Source organism: Streptomyces longisporoflavus (assembly GCF_014649775.1).
Lineage (GTDB): Bacteria > Actinomycetota > Actinomycetes > Streptomycetales > Streptomycetaceae > Streptomyces > Streptomyces longisporoflavus.
The window spans coordinates 285,704-302,426 of record NZ_BMTR01000004.1; the positions used below are offsets into that span (position 1 = coordinate 285,704).

Sequence of the window (16,723 nt, forward strand, 5' to 3'; positions counted from 1 at the left end):
AAAGTTCGAGGTGCCCTACCGTGCCGCCTCCAAGGATGCGGCGGGTGGTGTTCGTCGCGTTGCTGAGCTCGGACGGGCGGCGTGCCCTGGTGGCAGACGACCTGCCTGGAGCTGTTCCCCGGTGGGTGCTCCCGTCAGGATCGGTCCGAGCCGCAGAGCCCTACCGTGAGGCGGCAGTGCGCGTACTCCGCGATGCGATCGGCGCGATGCCGGTGCACGGGGGCGCCGTTGAAGGATGCCGTTGGGCTCAGGTGCCTGTGCCCATAGGCCGGAGCCGTCGAGAGGCACACGTGTTCATCTTTCGTCTCGCTGAGGCTGGTGCTCCGCCGGAGCATCTGTCCTGGAGTGGAGCGACACGCTGGGCGGGGCCTGAACAGTGGCAGGAGTTGTGCACACGGTGCGATCTGCCAGATGTGGATGGGCTGTTGACGGGATACCTGGAGGGGTGGATCCCGGACGGGCGGATCACATTGGGGCCTTGAGCCCCGGCACCTCGGCACCCTCTGTCACCGTGCCCTGGCGATCGTGGCGGCGGTCTCCTGCAGAGCCGTGGCAACCGCTGGCATGTCCTGTTCACGCAGGCGCACGGCGGGTGCGTACACGGAGATCGCGGCGAGCGGTTCCCCGATGCGGTTGCGGATGGCCACGCCTACGCCGTGCAGGTCGTGTGCACTTTCCTCGAGGTCTGCCGCCCATCCCCGGACTCTGACTTCCTCCAACTCCACCTCAAGCAGCGGCCATTCAGTGATGCTTCCTGCCGCCGTGGCAGGTAGCGCGGCCGGCAGTGTCGCGCGTACATCTGCCGGGTCACGCAGTGCGAGCAGGGCCTTGCCCGCCGCTGTGACGTGGGCGGGGAGCTCCTGTCCGAGCGGAACGCTGACGCGCAGGACATGCCGGCACTCGATTCCGTCGAGTAGTCGGACGACGGCCGCATCCAGGGAGTACAGGAACACCGTCTCCTGCACCTTCTCGGAGAGCTCCTCCAGGGGCCTGCGCGCCTGTCGTCGGACGTCCAGCTGGGCGATCGCGGCCAGTCCCATGCGTACGAGCTGCGGCCCCGCTGAGTATCCGTGCTGGCCAGGATCGTGGCGGAGGAAACCCGTGCGCTGCAGGGTGACCAGGATGCGGTGTGCGGTGGAACGTGAGATGCCGAGCTCCCGGGCAGTTTCGGTAACACCGACTTCCCCCCGGTCATACGCCAGGACTAGAACATCCAGGGCCTTCGTCACCGACGCCAAGGCCTCCGTCGCCGACAGATGCTTGCCATCCACCATGAAGGAACCGTAACGCTCAAACGTTCCCGGAGACCGGGAGCTTGGACAGAATCCACACGTCAGAATTCTGCGATGGCACGTCTCACAGTTCCGGTGCGGCATCGCTCGAACCCAGCGAGCCAACTCTGCGTCAAGGCAGGTCGATTCCTGCGATAACCCCGACAGGACTTGCCCTGCTTGAGCGCACTGCTGACCGTTTGATAGCGCCTCACAGGAATGGCGTGCGTGCCACAGTGTGCCGTCCCTACACTGGCAGCGGCCTTCCTTAGGAGTTCGCTATGGCGGGATACCGGACCAGCCCACCTGCGTCAGACAAGGGTGTCTACATCGGCCAGGCCCGGCATGCCGTGAAGGAGCTGATCACTTCACTGCGCGGCGAGTTGGCGACATTGGAAGCTGTGTACGCGATGATGTGCCAGGGCGTCGAATCCACCGATGTTCGCGAAGAGCCGCCGGACACTGGCGAGGACGCGGGAACCGCCCAACCCTCCCGGGAGGCTCCGCCTGAAGGTTCTGTCGCCGACGAGGATCCTTCGTCCGAAGATGCGCACCCGGGCATGGGCGCTCGGACCCTGGGGCCACCGCGTAACGGAAGCATGCGCGATGCGATCCTCACACTCCTGTGCGCCGCTCAAGAGGCAATGTCCATCACCGATATCGCGGCGGCGGTGCGCCCGGGAGCGGACGCGACGGTCCGCTCATCCGTAGGAAAAACCCTCAACCGCATGAAGCAACTTGGCGAGGTGGAAAACGTAGCACCGGGAATGTTCCGGGCCGTGCTTTCATCCCGGGCTGCTTGATCCACCCGAGAACGACCCTAACCCAACAAGCAGGCCTCCCTCGATTAGCGGTCGAGGGAGGCCGCCAAACACGCGAACGGACGCTTCTCCTAGCAGGGTTCTGGTCCGTCACGCACGTTCACTCTAGCGCCCCCACGGGTGGCGCTATAGGGCGTCTGCGTCATCCCGCCCTTGAACGTGCACGACTGACCTCACATAGGCAACTGGGGATCAGTCATGAGCACAATGAGTCGCATTCGATCCGGGCCAGAGCGCCAGGCCCAGGGCGCGCTCCAGTCGACAGACCGTCAGGACATCCGGCCAGGTGGCTCCCGCCAGCAGATCACCGATGGTCTGTCTGCCGACGTTGCTCTGGATGGCCAGTGCGCGCAGCGAGAGCTCCGGCCTCTCGCGCAGGGCGGCGGCGAGGCGGCGGGCAATCGTCTGGACGACCGCCGCGGCGGGCTCCCCGGCGATTCGGGCATCCGGCCACTCCTCCGGATCGACGGCGTAGCTCCATGGCGGCGCCGTACGCGCTCGGCCTCCGGTCATAAAGATGCGTTCCTTCAGATCGTGATCGACACTGACACCAGTGGCCGGTTAACCGGCCACCTGTCATGGGCCTTGCGCCTGGAGGTCGCTGTGTCGAATCGCCTGCTGGCCTACGCACCGAAGGCGGAGACAGTTCCGCCCGCCCAGTGGCGCCGTATCGCGCCGGTCGTCCGCTCGCTGGGATTCCTGGCCGTCGCAGCGGGACCCTACGGCCCAGACGTGATCATGACGCCGCTCACACGGCTGGTCGCCTGGGTCGAGGCCCAGGGCCTCCCGCTCGAACCCTCGGTGATCCTTGACCAGAGCACAGTCGAACGGTTCATCCTCGTCGGCTGCCGCGACATGGGCGCCAACAGCCGCCGAACCTGCAGCAGCCAGCTGCGCCGGGCCTCCGAAGCGCTCCTGTTGGACCAGCTCGGACAGCATCCGCCGATCCGGCTGAAGGCCACCGCCGCCCCAGTGGCCCCCTACCCGCCGGCGGAAATCGCCTACTGGCTGATCTGGGCGCAGAGCCTGCCCACCCCGGCCCAACGGCGAAACGCCTGCCTGCTGTTCTGTCTCGGCGTCGGTTGCGGGCTCGCCGTTGAGGATCTTGTGTACGTTCAGGGGCGGGATATCCTCGCGGGCCCCACCGGCCGGGCGCTGGTCAAGGTGCACGGGCGCCGTCCGCGCACTGTCGTATGCCGGTACGCCTACGAGGAACTGCTGCTGGCGGAAGCCGCCCACATCTCGGCAGACTCGTACGCCTTCCGGCCGGACTAGCAGGACCGCACCAGCAAGCACATCGCATCGGACTGGCTGGCCAGGTACCCGCGGATCATCGGCCGTTGTGACGGTGCAGTGCTGCAGACCCAGCGGCTGCGTACGACCTGGCTCGTCGAACTGCTGAATGCAGGTATTCCGCTGAAGGTGATCCTCAAAGCGTCGGGACTCGGGACCCTGCACAGCCTCTCGCGCTACCTCGTCTTCCTCCACGACCTGCCCGAAGCGGAGGCATCCGATCTGTTGCGGGGGGCGGCGGCATGAGCAGGAAGAACCCGGAGGACAAACCCTGCCGGCGTACCGGCCTCGCCCTACGCCCTGCACCGCAGGCCCCCGGCCGTACCCTCAGCGACCGCGTTGTGAGGCAGGTCTTCGACCTCGTGCGCCACAGCGGAGTACTGGAACGCCTTCCCTCCAACGAGCACCGGCCAGGTCCGAAGGGCTTGCCGTTCCGCACAGTGCTGATCGGCCTGATCCTGTCGCAGTACATGGGCAAGAGCGCGAACATCAACGACGCATGGGAGACGCTGTTCTTCGCCCTGTCTCCAGGGTCCAAAGCCCTCCTTGACGTCCCCCACGTCGACCTGCACATTCGCGAGGGCGCAACCCGAGAAGAAATCGACCGCGTCGCGCACCACCAGTACGCGACGTCGAAGCGCGTCTACCGGTCCTGGGCCTCGATGACCCGGCGCCTCGACCCGGCACCACACGACCGCCGGAAGCGGCTGTCGCTCAGCGAGGCCAAGAAGATCCGACGGAAGTGGAATGCCCGCCCCAACCAGGACACCGTGCGCAATCTGGAGGCCATCGCCCAGGATCTGATTCTTGCTCCGGTGACGGCATCCTACCGGCGCGGCGACTTCGCTCGGTGGCCTGGCCACATCGCGGTCGACGACACTCCGGTTCCGGTCTGGGGCAAAGAGCCGGACTACCACCAGGACCGGGCCTCGCTTGAGATCACCGCCGGGATGTACGTGAAGGGAGGTACGCAGAAGAAGTCGGGGCCCAGCGGCAAAGCTGCGGCCTCCACGAACACTGGTACCCGGCGCGGTACGACAAACGATCCACCGTCTCGCAAGAGCAAGTCGGGACAGGAGAAGAAGGCCAAGGCGCCGGAGAAAAGAGAGTTCCGCTACGCCATGATGGCCGCGTTCCCGGGCCATGGCCATGGCGACCTCGCTGGCGCCTACCCGGCGGTCTGCCTCGGCATGATCCTTCACACCCCGGGCACCGAACCCGGCCCGGCCGCCCTGCGCGCCATCCAGCCAGCCTTCGAACGAGGCCTGGTCAAAGACCTGTTCTGCGCCGACCGGGGCATCACCCAGGCCAAGCCTCACAACCTGCATCTGCAGCTGCTCAAACTCGGCCTCAACGCGGTGAAGCACTACAACGACGACAAGGTCGATCGGCAGGGAGAGTTCCGCGGCATGCAGCTGGTTGGCGGCGAGTTCTACTGCCCGCTGATGCCCACCCCGCTCATCACTGCGGGCGCCACATACATCGACAGCCGCACGGATGAGGACCGCGCCCACGCGCTCAACCTGATCCAGTCCCGGAAGGACTACCAGACCAAGATCAAGGAGTACGGGCCCGCAGGGGACCAGCGTCGACAGTGCCCTGCCCTCGGGTCCCACGCCACGGTCACCTGCTACCGCCGGCCCCAGCCACGCCCGTCCACCGTCGTTGACCTCGACGCCCCCACTGTCCGTACCCCGGCAGCCCTGCCCCCTATCTCCAAGCCCAAGCGGGACACCCCCGTCTACCCCGACATCTGCAGGGGGAAGAGCATCACCGTCCCGGGCACCGTGTTGGCCAAGTGGCGGCAGAAATACCCCCTGTTCACCCCTCTGTGGCAGGAAGCCTGGTCCGGACTGCGCAGTCAGAACGAGGGTGGCAACGGCAACCTCAAGAAGTCCGCCCTCGACAGCATCGACAATCCCCAGCTCCGCCTGCCGCACGGACGCGTCGCACAGACCCTGCTCAATGCCGTCATCATCTTTGTGGCGAACCTCAGAGCCATCCGACGGTTCCTCCGCGACCAGGGCATCCAGCCCCGCAAAGCCGGCACGCCGAGCGCCGCAACGCAACCCGGTGAGCCCTCCGACCCGCCCCAGGCGCGACCGCTTCCGACCGAGCGGGTCGAGTCTCCGCCACGCGAGTGACACACCTCCGCCGCGCTCCGCCCCCTGAAAACCCCACATGCCTGCGCCACGGCTACCAGCCGTCGCGCAGGCATGTCCTGTTTCCGCAGGTGAGAGGCGCAGTACCTGGACCGCCACCGCCTCACCCCCTCATCGAGCCGATCACGAGGCTCGAGGCCCCAGAAACGACGAAATACCGGTGAGTCACATGACTCGACCGGTAATTCGTGAACGCTTCGGGACGATCTCGTGAACGTCCCCAACTGGTGTCCGAGGGGGGACTTGAACCCCCACGCCCGATAAAGGGCACTAGCACCTCAAGCTAGCGCGTCTGCCATTCCGCCACCCGGACTAGGTGTCTGCCGTTCGCGGGGTGTTCCCCGCGGCGACATGGACAACAATACCAAGCTTTCGGAGTGCCTTTCACCTGCGTATCCGCACGCCACCGGGCCGACGCCCGGCGACCCGCACACAAGCGCCCAGACGCCTACCGGGAGTGTTGAGCCGACTACCGGGAGCCATGGTTCAGGCGGCTGTTGCCGCCCGCACGCGCGTGCAGTGCGGTGCGGTCGCCGCACAGGGGCAGCAGCGCGCCGCACCGCACGGCACCCTCACGCCATCAGGTGGTAGCTCGGGAAGTTCCCCGGCGGTCGCTCCGTCGCCGGGCCGTTCGTGACGGCCCGCACCAGCAGCTCGCCCCCGACGAACGCGCCGCGCCAGGACGCGCCGAACCCGCCGAACAGCTCCTCCCTGTCCCCGCGTGATCGCGGCTTCCCGTGACCCGTCTTGAAGGCACGGATCTGCGGCGCGAGGCGTTCGTACGTCGCGGTGTCGTCGGTCGAGAGCGTGGCGACCAGCGCTCCGTTCGACGCGTTCATCGCGGCGAGCAGCTCCGCCTCCGTGTCGACCAGGACGATCGTGTCGACCGGGCCGAACGGCTCCGCGTGGTGCAGCGGCGAGGACGGGGGCGGGTTGAGGAGCGTGACGGGGTGGACGTACGCGTCCGTGTCCTGGCCCGGCAGGAAGCGGCCTGCGGCCGGGGCGCCGCGGTACAGCGGTACGGCACCGCGGTCGATCGCCTCCGTCACCTGGTCGCCGAGCTCTTTGGCCTTGGCCGCGTTGATCAGCGGGCCGAAGTCCAGTTGCGGGTACGGGTCCTCGGCGTGCTCGACCGCCAGGGGGTGGCCGACGCGGAGGGTGCGTACGGCCGGGAGGTAGGCGGCGAGGAACTCGTCGAAGAGTCCGCGCTGTACGACGAAGCGCGGGTACGCCGTGCAGCGTTGCTTGCCGTAGTCGAAGAGCTTGGGGATGACGGCGCTGAGCGCGTCCCAGTCGCTGTAGTTCCAGATGCCCCAGGTGTTGAGTCCTTCCTGTTCGAGGATGTGCCGCTTGCCGAGGTCGGCGACGGCCGTGGCGACGGCGGCGCCGGTGTCACGTCCGCCGACGAAGGAGACGCAGCCGATCTCGGGGGCGCGGACCAGCGCTTCGGAGAGTTCTCCCCCGCTGCCGCTCACGAGGGTGACGGGGATTCCTTCGCGGGCGGCCAGGGCGCACGCGAGGGTCAGACAGGCGACGCCGCCATCGGTCGGGGTCTTGGCGATGACCGCGTTTCCCGCGAGTGCCTGTACCAACACTGCGTGAACGAGCACGCTCATCGGGTAGTTCCAGCTCGCGATGTTGGATACCGGTCCGTCCAGCGGGGTCCGGCCCTCGACCATCGGCTCGATGCCGTCGACGTACCAGCGCACGCCGTCGATGGCCCGGTCTACGTCGGCTTGCGCGAGCCGCCAGGGTTTGCCGATCTCCCAGACGAGGAGGAGGGAGAGCAGTTCGCGGTGTTCGGTGAGGGCGTCGAGGGTGGCGGCGACGCGGGCGCGCCGTTCGTCGAGCGGGACGTGGCGCCAGGCGCGGTGCTGGTCGAGCGATGCGCGTACGGCCTGGTGGGCGGTGGTGGCGTCGAGGCGCGGCGGGCCCGCGATGGGGCTGCCGTCGACGGGAGACGTGGCGGGCAGGGCCCGGCCGTCCGCCCGCCAGGTTCCGTTCCAGAGGTTGAGGACGTGGTCGTCACGGAAGGCCTCGGGCGCCACGGCGAGGCAGCGCCGCCAGGCGTCCGCCCAGGCCGTACCGGCTTTGAGGACCAGGGGGTTGGTGAGGGTGGGGTCGGTGAGGGTGGGTGCCATTCGGGTTCTCCGCTCACGGTGCACAGTTCGGGGCGGGAGGTGCATGGCTCGCGCGAGTGCCGCTCGGTTCGCGGTCCGCGCGGTTGTGCTGGGGGACGCTAGTGCAGTCAGGCCCTGCCACCTATGAGTGACATCACGCCCCGAGTTGGTTGAGAACGAGTTGTGCCGTTTCCGTGGGCGTCGCACCGACCCGTACTCCGGCGGCTTCCAGCGCTTCCTGTTTGGCGCGCGCGGTGCCGGACGAGCCGGAGACGATGGCTCCCGCGTGCCCCATGGTCTTGCCCTCGGGCGCGGTGAAGCCGGCGACGTAGGCGACGACGGTTTTGGTGATGGCCCGTTGGATGTAGGCGGCGGCGCGTTCCTCCGCGTCGCCGCCGATCTCGCCGATGAGGACGATCAGTTCGGTGTCGGGGTCGTCCTCGAAGGCGGACAGGCAGTCGATGTGCGTGGTGCCGATGACGGGGTCGCCGCCGATGCCGACGCAGGTGGAGAAGCCGATGTCGCGCAGCTCGTACATGAGTTGGTAGGTGAGTGTGCCGGACTTGGAGACCAGGCCGATGCGCCCGGACTTGGTGATGTCGGCGGGGATGATGCCCGCGTTGGCCTGCCCCGGCGTGATGAGCCCCGGGCAGTTGGGTCCGATGACGCGGGTGCCGCGCTCCTTCGCGTACGCGTGGAAGGCGACGGCGTCGTGTACGGGGATGCCCTCCGTGATGACCACGGCGAGGCCGATGCGGGCGTCCGCGGCTTCGGTGACCGCCGTTTTGGCGAAGGCGGGCGGCACGAAGACCACGGTGACGTCGGCGCCCGTGGCCTCGATGCCGTCGCGGACGGAGCCGAAGACGGGGACGGCGCGGTCGTCGAAGTCGACGGTACGTCCTGCCTTGCGGGGGTTGACGCCGCCGACGACGTCCGTCCCGGCCGCGAGCATGCGGCGGGTGTGTTTCATGCCCTCGGCTCCGGTCATGCCCTGGACGAGGACCTTGCTCTCCTTGGTGAGGTAGATCGCCATGTCCGGGCTCCTTAGGCTGCGTTGGTGTGTCCGGCGAGTTCGGCGGCGCGGCGTGCGGCGCCGTCCATCGTGGTGGCCTGCTGGACCAGGGGGTGGGAGCGGGCGTCGAGGATGGCGCGGCCGCGTACGGCGTTGTTGCCGTCGAGTCGGACCACCAGCGGCTTGGTCAACCGGACGGATTCCAGGGCCTGGACGATGCCGTCGGCGACGGCGTCGCATGCCGTGATGCCGCCGAAGACGTTGACGAAGACGGACTTGACGGCGGGGTCGGAGAGGATGACGGAGAGGCCGTCGGCCATGATCTGGGCGGAGGCGCCGCCTCCGATGTCGAGGAAGTTCGCGGGTCGTGCTCCGCAGCCGGCGACCACGTCGAGGGTGGACATGACGAGGCCCGCGCCGTTGCCGATGATGCCGACCTCGCCGTCGAGCTTGACGTAGTTGAGGCCCTTGGAAGCGGCGGCCGACTCCAGCGGGTCGTCGTGGGCGGAGTCGTCGGCGCCCCACCGGGCTTGGCGGAAGCGGGCGTTGTCGTCCAGGGTGACCTTGCCGTCGAGGGCGAGGATCTCTCCCTGGGCGGTGCGGACGAGGGGATTCACCTCTACTAGGAGGGCGTCTTCGCGGATCAGTACCTGCCACAGCTTGACCAGGACGTCGGCCGTGGCTTCGGGTAGTCCCGCCGCGGCGGCGATCTCGGCCGCCTTGGCCTCGTCCACTCCGGCCGCCGGGTCGATCTCCACGCGCGCGACGGCCTCGGGCCGGCTCGCCGCCACCTCTTCGATGTCCATGCCGCCCTCGGCGGACGCGATGGCGAGGAAGCGTCCCGCGGCGCGGTCCAGTACGTATGAGACGTAGAACTCGCTGTCGATCTTCACGGGTTGGGCCACCATCACCTTGCGGACGGTGTAGCCCTTGATGTCCATGCCGAGGATCTGGCGTGCGGTGATCTCGGCCGCGGCGGGATCCGCGGCGATCTTCACGCCGCCCGCCTTGCCGCGTCCGCCGGTCTTCACCTGGGCCTTGACGACGACGCGGCCTCCCAGACGTTCGGCGCCCGCGCGTGCCTCCTTGGCCGTGTCGGCGACTTCCGCCCGCGGTACGGAGATGCCGTGTTCCTCGAAGAGTTCCCTTGCCTGGTGCTCGAACAGGTCCATGCCGGCTCCTGACGCCGTGTCCTTACGGGGAGCGAACCCCCCGCCTCCGAAAAGTGCCGCACGCCCCCTGGACACCACTGACCGGATGCGGGATAACAAGCTTCATACAGTATTCGTCGACTGTATGCAATCTACCGCGAGAGCACCTACGAGCAGCGTGTGAGCGCTCCAACTCCCCTACGAAGGGACAGGACTTCGCCATGCCCGACGGCAGCAGCGACACGAACCAAACCCACATCTCCGGTGGGCATCTGGTCGCCAAGGCACTCAAGGCAGAGGGTGTGGAGGTCATCTACACCCTGTGCGGCGGCCACATCATCGACATCTACGACGGCTGCGTCGACGAGGGGATCGATGTCGTCGACGTACGCCACGAGCAGGTCGCCGCCCACGCGGCCGACGGCTACGCGCGCCTCACCGGCAAACCGGGATGCGCCGTGGTGACGGCAGGACCGGGAACCACGGACGCCGTCACGGGCGTCGCCAACGCCTTCCGCGCGGAATCCCCCATGCTGCTCATCGGCGGCCAGGGAGCGCACACCCAGCACAAGATGGGGTCCCTTCAGGACCTTCCGCACGTCGACATGATGACGCCCATCACCAAGTTCGCCGCGACCGTACCGGACACGGCGCGCGCCGCGGACATGGTGTCGATGGCCTTCCGCGAGTGCTTCCACGGTGCTCCGGGACCGTCCTTCCTGGAGATCCCGCGCGATGTGCTCGACGCCAAGGTGCCGGTGGAAAAGGCGCGGGTGCCGCGGGCCGGGCAGTACCGCGCCTCCACCCGCTCGACCGGCGACCCCGAGGCGATAGAGAAGCTCGCCGACCTGCTCGTGCACGCCGAGAAGCCCGCGATCCTGCTCGGCAGCCAGGTGTGGACGACTCGGGGCACCGCCTCCGCCATCGAACTCGTGCGGACCCTCAATGTGCCCGCCTACATGAACGGCGCGGGCCGCGGCACCCTGCCGCCCGGCGACCCGCACCACTTCCAACTCTCGCGCCGGTACGCCTTCTCCAACGCCGATCTCATCGTCATCGTGGGGACGCCCTTCGACTTCCGTATGGGCTACGGCAAGCGGCTCTCCCCCGACGCCACCGTCGTACAGATCGACCTGGACTACCGCACCGTCGGCAAGAACAGGGACATCGACCTGGGCATCGTCGGAGACGCGGGGCTGATCCTGAAGTCCGTCACCGAGGCCGCGTCGGGGCGGCTCAACGGAGGCGCCGCCAAGCGCAAGGAGTGGCTCGACGAGCTGCGCGCCGCCGAGCAGACGGCGATCGAGAAGCGGCTGCCGAACCTGAAGTCCGACGCCTCGCCGATCCACCCCTACCGCCTCGTCAGCGAAATCAACGACTTCCTTACCGAAGACTCCATCTACATCGGCGACGGCGGCGACATCGTCACCTTCTCCGGACAGGTAGTGCAGCCCAAGTCGCCCGGCCACTGGATGGACCCGGGGCCCCTCGGCACGCTCGGCGTCGGCATCCCCTTCGTGCTCGCCGCCAAGCAGGCCCGGCCCGACAAGGAGGTGGTGGCCCTCTTCGGAGACGGCGCCTTCTCGCTGACCGGATGGGACTTCGAGACGCTCGTCCGCTACAACCTGCCCTTCGTCGGAATCGTCGGCAACAACTCCTCGATGAACCAGATCCGTTACGGCCAGAAGGCCAAGTACGGCGAGGAGCGCGAGCGCGTCGGCAACACCCTCGGAGACGTCCACTACGACAAGTTCGCCCAGATGCTCGGCGGCTACGGCGAAGAGGTACGCGACCCCGCCGACATCGGCCCGGCGCTGCGCCGGGCCCGCGAATCGGGCAAGCCCTCGCTGATCAACGTATGGGTCGACCCGGACGCGTACGCCCCCGGAACCATGAACCAGACCATGTACAAGTGAGGAGCCCGTGCGATGACGACCAAGGCTCTTGAGGGCGTACGCGTCCTCGACATGACACACGTCCAGTCCGGGCCCTCCGCCACCCAGCTGCTCGCCTGGCTCGGTGCGGACGTGGTGAAGCTGGAGGCGCCCTCCGGGGACATCACGCGCAAGCAGCTGCGTGATCTCCCGGACGTCGACTCGCTCTACTTCACGATGCTCAACTGCAACAAGCGGAGCATCACCCTCAACACCAAGACCGAGCGGGGCAAGGAACTCCTGACGGAACTGATCCGGCGCTCCGACGTGATGGTCGAGAACTTCGGTCCCGGTGCCGTGGACCGGATGGGCTTCACCTGGGAGCGCATCCAGGAGATCAACCCGCGCATCGTCTACGCCTCGATCAAGGGCTTCGGAGACGGCCCCTACACCAACTTCAAGGCCTACGAAGTGGTCGCGCAGGCCATGGGCGGCTCCATGTCGACCACCGGCTTCGAGGACGGACCACCGCTCGCCACTGGCGCCCAGATCGGCGACTCCGGGACCGGCATCCATGCCGTGGCCGGCATTCTCGCCGCCCTCTTCCAGCGGGAGAACACCGGTCGCGGGCAGCGCGTGAACGTGGCCATGCAGCACGCCGTGCTCAACCTGTGCCGGGTCAAGCTGCGCGACCAGCAGCGCCTGGCGCACGGACCGCTCGCCGAGTATCCGAACGACGACTTCGGGGACGAGGTGCCGCGCTCGGGCAACGCGAGCGGGGGCGGGCAGCCCGGCTGGGCGGTCAAATGCGCGCCCGGCGGACCGAACGACTACGTGTACGTCATCGTGCAGCCCGTGGGCTGGCAGCCGCTCACCGAGCTCATCGGGCGTCCCGAGCTCGCGGAGGACCCTGAGTGGGCTTCTCCGGAGTCACGGCTTCCCAAGCTCGGCAAGATGTTCCAGCTGATCGAGGAGTGGTCCTCCACGCTCCCCAAGTGGCAGGTCCTGGAGCGGCTCAACGCCCACAACATCCCCTGCGGCCCGATCCTCTCCACCAAGGAGATCATCGAGGACGCCTCGCTGGCCGCGAACGAGATGGTCGTCGAGGTCCCGCATCCGCAGCGCGGCTCCTTCACCACGGTCGGCTCCCCGCTGAAGCTGTCGGACTCCCCCGTGAACGTGGTCAGTTCGCCGCTTCTCGGCGAGCACAACGCGGAGGTCTTCGTCGGTGAGCTCGGCCTCGGCGACGAGGAACTGCGTCTGCTCAAGTCGAACGGAGTGATCTGATTGATGGCCGAAGACCGCGCACTGACGGTGCGGGCGCTCCTCGACTCGGTGCGCGCGGAGGGGCGGTCCTCCCTGACGGCTCCGGAGGGCAAGATCCTCGCGGACGCGTACGGGATCGCCGTACCGGGCGAGGAGCTGGCGACGGACGTCGACGAGGCGGTGGCGCACGCGGACCGCTTCGAGGGACCCGTCGTCATGAAGATCGTCTCCCCCGACATCCTGCACAAGACCGACGCGGGCGGCGTCGTCGTCGGGGTGGAGGGAGCCACCGACGTACGGGCCGCCTTCCGAGAGATCGTCGCCAACGCGCGCGCGTACGCGCCGGAGGCACGTATCGAGGGTGTGCAGGTGCAGGAGCTGCTGCCCTCCGGCCAGGAAGTCATCGTCGGGGCGGTGACCGATCCGACGTTCGGGAAGGTCGTCGCCTTCGGACTCGGCGGCGTGCTCGTCGAGGTCCTCAAGGACGTCACGTTCCGCCTCGCGCCGGTCGACGCGGACGAGGCCGCCTCGATGCTCGACTCGATCCGCGCCGCCGAGATCCTGCGCGGCGTGCGGGGCGCGCCGGCGGTGGACCGGTGGGCCCTCGCCGAGCAGATACGCCGGGTGTCGCAGCTGGTGACCGACTTCCCGGAGATCGCCGAGGTGGACCTCAACCCGGTGATCGCCACCCCGGAGGGCGCGATCGCCGCGGACATCCGCGTCATCCTCTCCGAAGGGGTCACGAAACAGCGCCGTACGTACACGCGCGAGGAGATGCTCACGTCGATGCGGCGGCTGATGGAGCCCCGCTCCGTCGCCGTGATCGGCGCGTCCAACGAACCGGGCAAGATCGGCAACTCGGTGATGCGCAACCTCATCGACGGCGGCTTCTCCGGCGAGATCCATCCGGTGAACCCCAAGGCCGATGACATCTTGGGCCGCAAGGCGTACAAGAGTGTCACGGACGTTCCCGGTGAGGTGGATGTGGCGGTCTTCGCGATCCCCGCAAAGTTCGTGGCGTCGGCCTTGGAGGAGGTGGGTCGCAAGGGCATCCCCAACGCGGTCCTGATCCCTTCCGGGTTCGCCGAGACCGGTGAACACGCCCTCCAGGACGAGATCGTGGAGATCGGCGAGCGGCTCGGAGTGCGCCTTCTCGGCCCGAACATCTACGGCTACTACTCGACGTGGCAGGACCTGTGCGCCACGTTCTGCACGCCATACGACGTCAAGGGCGGGGTCGCCCTGACGAGCCAGTCCGGCGGCATCGGGATGGCCATCCTCGGCTTCGCGCGCACCACGAAGACGGGCGTCTCGGCGATCGTCGGCCTCGGCAACAAGTCCGACCTGGACGAGGACGACCTCCTCACCTGGTTCGGCGAGGACCCCAACACGAAGTGCATCGCGATGCACCTGGAGGACCTCAAGGACGGCCGTGCCTTTGTGGAGGCGGCGAAGGCGACCGTTCCGAAGAAGCCCGTCGTGGTCCTGAAAGCCGGGCGTACGGCCGCCGGGGCGAGGGCCGCCGGATCGCACACGGGCGCCCTGGCGGGCGACGACGCCGTGTACGACGACATCCTCCGGCAGGCGGGCGTCATCAGGGCCCCCGGCCTCAACGAAATGCTGGAGTACGCGCGCGCGTTGCCGGTCCTTCCCACTCCGCGGGGCGACAACATCGTCATCATCACGGGCGCGGGCGGCTCCGGGGTGCTGCTCTCCGACGCGGTGACCGACAACGGGCTGCGGCTCATGGAGATCCCCGACGACCTGGACGCGTCCTTCCGGGCGTTCATCCCGCCCTTCGGGGCAGCGGGGAACCCCGTCGACATCACGGGGGGCGAGCCGCCGTCTACGTACGAGGCGACGATCCGGCTGGGCCTGGAGGACCCGCGCATCCACGCGCTCGTCCTGGGCTACTGGCACACCATCGTCACCCCTCCCATGGTCTTCGCCGAACTGACGGCCCGCGTGGTCGCGGAGTTCCGCGAGCGCGGCATCGAGAAGCCCGTCGTGGCATCCCTGGCGGGCGACGTCGAGGTGGAGGAGGCCTGCCAGTACCTCTTCGAGCGCGGGGTCGTGGCGTATCCGTACACGACGGAGAAGCCGGTGGCCGCGCTCGGCGCGAAGTACCGGTGGGCCCGGGCGGCCGGTCTGTTGGGGGGCGGTCGATGAGGTGACCGGTGCGGGGTCCTGCCGGCGGTGCGCGCCGGCAGGGCCCGGGACCCGTGCGCACACGAAAGGTATTGGACAGGGGGCGCTGGCCAGGATCTTTTCGACGCAAGGGGTGCTGAACCAACATGACGACAACTGACATATCCACAGCCGTCCCATTCAGGGAGGTGACGGACGCCAACGGCCGGATGTACCGGGTCGGCGAGACCGACATCGACATCATGGGCCGCAAGCGCAAGTGGATGGTCATCCTGCCGTGGATCGGCATGATGGGCATCAGCTCGGCCGAGTACGCGTTCGCGTCGGCCGAGGACACCCTGCACACCGCGCATTCCTGGGGCGACACCCATATCTTCTGGATGCTGGGCGTGTGGGTCTTCTTCCAGGCCGCGGTGGCCTTCCCCGCGGGCAAGCTGCGCGAGAGCGGCAAACTTCCGGCACGCTGGGCGATGATGTGCGGCGCTCTCGGCACTCTGCTGGGCTATCTGTCACTGGCGTTCGCGCCGCATGTCGTCGTCGCCTATATCGGCTTCGGCATGTTCAGCGGTATGGGCGCCGGAATGGTCTACGCGACCTGCGTGAACATGGTCGGCAAGTGGTATCCCGAACGAAAGGGAGGAAAGACCGGATTCGTCAACGGCGGATTCGCCTACGGCTCGGTGCCGTTCGTGTTCATCTTCACCGGCTTCATGGACCTGACCAACTTCCGCTGGGTGCTCGTGTCCGTCGGCCTCTTCCTCGCGGCGATGGTGGCCGTGGCGGGCTACTTCTTCCAGGACCCGCCGAAGAACTGGTGGCCGGCCGACGTGGACCCGCTGCGGCCGCCGACGGACCCGCGGGCCAGGCGCGCGATGGCGATGAACCCTCCCGCAGTACGGCAGTACACACCGAAGGAGGCGTGGCAGACCGGCCGAGTGGCACTGATGTGGTTCTGCCTGTTGTGCACGTCGGGCGTGAACATCTTCGGCATCGCGTTCCAGGTGGACATCGGAAAGGAAGCCGGATTCGCCGGCGGAATCGTCGCCACGGCCATGTCCCTGAAGGCCATCGTGAACGGCACGGGCCGAGGCGTCATCGGCTGGCTCTCGGACCTCTACGGACGCAAACGCTGCCTCATCTTCGTCTGTATCGTCCTCGGCCTTTCCCAGTACGGCATCCTGTGGTCCGCGAACATCGAGAACCTTCCGCTGTTCCTGGTCTTCTCCAGCATCTCCGGCTTCGGTGGCGGAGCCATCTTCCCGATGTTCGCCGCGATGACGGCGGACTACTTCGGCGAGAACAACAACGCCTCCAATTACGGCCTGGTCTACAGCTCCAAACTTGTTTCGGGGCTTCTCGGCTCCGGTATGGGTGCCGTCGTGGTGAGCAACTGGGGCCACACCGGAGCCTTCACCCTGGCCGGCTCCATCTCCCTGTTCGCCGGATTCATCGCGCTCTTCCTCTCACAGCCCGGGAGGCCGAAGGACAAAGGCATCAAACCCAATCCGCAACCCCTCGGCGAGGAGATGGCCTGACGACGCGATCAGCACTCCGAGTGACGTCAAACAGCTCTCGCCGCGCATCTTCCGCGCGGCGAGAGCTGTT

At 67.8% G+C, this 16,723-nt stretch carries 13 protein-coding genes and 1 tRNA gene; 8 read left to right on the forward strand and 6 right to left on the reverse strand.

The window, feature by feature from the left end:
- Positions 1-506: 506 nt before the first annotated feature.
- The gene (locus IE226_RS10335) at positions 507-1,274 is read right to left on the reverse strand and encodes an IclR family transcriptional regulator (protein ID WP_190080778.1); all 768 of its coding nucleotides are present in this window, start codon (positions 1,272-1,274) and stop codon (positions 507-509) included.
- Between the two features lie 278 nt (positions 1,275-1,552).
- On the opposite strand from IE226_RS10335, the gene IE226_RS10340 reads away from it, so the two are divergent.
- Positions 1,553-2,074, forward strand: coding sequence for a hypothetical protein (locus IE226_RS10340; protein WP_190080779.1), 522 nt, complete (start codon positions 1,553-1,555; stop codon positions 2,072-2,074).
- 210 nt (positions 2,075-2,284) lie between these two features.
- Here the strand turns inward: IE226_RS10340 and IE226_RS10345 are convergent, their stop codons facing one another.
- Positions 2,285-2,605 carry a helix-turn-helix domain-containing protein gene (locus IE226_RS10345; RefSeq protein ID WP_190080780.1) on the reverse strand — a complete coding sequence of 107 codons (321 nt, stop codon included), beginning with the start codon at positions 2,603-2,605 and terminating at the stop codon, positions 2,285-2,287.
- Positions 2,606-2,626: 21 nt separating this feature from the next.
- On the opposite strand from IE226_RS10345, the gene IE226_RS10350 reads away from it, so the two are divergent.
- The 3 genes from IE226_RS10350 (at position 2,627) to IE226_RS10360 (ending at position 5,529) form a co-directional block, all read left to right on the forward strand.
- A complete protein-coding gene (locus IE226_RS10350; protein ID WP_190080781.1) occupies positions 2,627-3,367 on the forward strand; it encodes a hypothetical protein in 741 nt (246 codons plus the stop codon).
- Between the two features lie 78 nt (positions 3,368-3,445).
- Positions 3,446-3,631: a hypothetical protein gene (locus IE226_RS10355; protein WP_168497626.1), complete on the forward strand. Its 186-nt coding sequence runs from the start codon at positions 3,446-3,448 to the stop codon at positions 3,629-3,631.
- Positions 3,628-5,529: a hypothetical protein gene (locus IE226_RS10360; RefSeq protein WP_190080782.1), complete on the forward strand. Its 1,902-nt coding sequence runs from the start codon at positions 3,628-3,630 to the stop codon at positions 5,527-5,529. The genes IE226_RS10355 and IE226_RS10360 overlap by 4 nt, the downstream gene beginning before the upstream one ends.
- Before the next feature lie 243 nt (positions 5,530-5,772).
- Here the strand turns inward: IE226_RS10360 and IE226_RS10365 are convergent.
- The 4 genes from IE226_RS10365 to sucC all read right to left on the reverse strand — a co-directional run bounded on the left by IE226_RS10365 (position 5,773) and on the right by sucC (position 9,851).
- Positions 5,773-5,860, reverse strand: a tRNA-Leu gene (locus IE226_RS10365).
- A gap of 259 nt (positions 5,861-6,119) precedes the next feature.
- Positions 6,120-7,688, reverse strand: coding sequence for an aldehyde dehydrogenase family protein (locus IE226_RS10370; RefSeq protein ID WP_190080783.1), 1,569 nt, complete (start codon positions 7,686-7,688; stop codon positions 6,120-6,122).
- A 133-nt stretch (positions 7,689-7,821) separates the two neighbouring features.
- Positions 7,822-8,700 (reverse strand): succinate--CoA ligase subunit alpha, encoded by an 879-nt coding sequence (sucD, locus tag IE226_RS10375; protein ID WP_190080784.1) that lies wholly within the window; start codon positions 8,698-8,700, stop codon positions 7,822-7,824.
- An 11-nt stretch (positions 8,701-8,711) separates the two neighbouring features.
- The gene (gene sucC / locus IE226_RS10380) at positions 8,712-9,851 is read right to left on the reverse strand and encodes an ADP-forming succinate--CoA ligase subunit beta (protein WP_190080785.1); all 1,140 of its coding nucleotides are present in this window, start codon (positions 9,849-9,851) and stop codon (positions 8,712-8,714) included.
- A gap of 200 nt (positions 9,852-10,051) precedes the next feature.
- Between sucC and IE226_RS10385 the strand changes: the two genes are divergently transcribed.
- The 4 genes from IE226_RS10385 (at position 10,052) to IE226_RS10400 (ending at position 16,653) form a co-directional block, all read left to right on the forward strand.
- Complete coding sequence (locus tag IE226_RS10385; RefSeq protein WP_190080786.1) at positions 10,052-11,746, forward strand: thiamine pyrophosphate-binding protein; 1,695 nt, start codon at positions 10,052-10,054, stop codon at positions 11,744-11,746.
- Positions 11,747-11,758: 12 nt separating this feature from the next.
- On the forward strand, positions 11,759-12,991 hold the full coding sequence (gene frc / locus IE226_RS10390) for a formyl-CoA transferase (RefSeq protein ID WP_190080787.1): 1,233 nt from the start codon (positions 11,759-11,761) through the stop codon (positions 12,989-12,991).
- Positions 12,992-12,994: 3 nt separating this feature from the next.
- Entirely contained in the window at positions 12,995-15,139 is a 2,145-nt protein-coding gene (locus IE226_RS10395) for an acetate--CoA ligase family protein (protein WP_190080788.1), read from the forward strand.
- Between the two features lie 125 nt (positions 15,140-15,264).
- On the forward strand, positions 15,265-16,653 hold the full coding sequence (locus IE226_RS10400) for an OFA family MFS transporter (RefSeq protein WP_190080789.1): 1,389 nt from the start codon (positions 15,265-15,267) through the stop codon (positions 16,651-16,653).
- Positions 16,654-16,723 lie beyond the last annotated feature (70 nt).